The sequence below is a fragment of the Pseudomonas sp. SIMBA_068 genome (assembly GCF_046534705.1).
GTDB classification, from domain to species: Bacteria; Pseudomonadota; Gammaproteobacteria; order Pseudomonadales; family Pseudomonadaceae; genus Aquipseudomonas; species Aquipseudomonas putida.
The window spans coordinates 1-251 of record NZ_JAWRYI010001166.1 but is presented as its reverse complement, the minus strand read 5'-3'; the positions used below and the strand labels follow the sequence as shown (position 1 = coordinate 251).

The window sequence follows — 251 nt, the reverse complement described above, 5'->3', positions numbered from 1 at the left end:
GCACTGCCGACGACCGCGAGATCGTGGTCGGTGCCGAGCACCTTGATCCGCGCTCGTGCGACGCGCGCGTCCTTGATCACGAACAGGCTCCGGCATTCGGCGACGACGTGCCTTGCGGTCAGTACATCGCCGGCGTCGTTGATGAAGATGCCGGTAGCGTTCACGTCGAGGGTGGTGGCGTCGAGGTGTGTGGGCGCCGTTGTCGGCACTGGCACGGGTGCTGGTGCTGGTGCTGGTGTCGGCACGGGCAC

General features: G+C 67.3%; 1 protein-coding gene. It reads right to left on the bottom strand.

Translation table 11 applies throughout. The features are described 5' to 3' along the window. Window positions 1-215, bottom strand: a 215-nt coding sequence (locus SB756_RS33195; protein ID WP_410913650.1) for a hypothetical protein, incomplete at its 3' end; no start/stop codon positions are given. Window positions 216-251 lie beyond the last annotated feature (36 nt).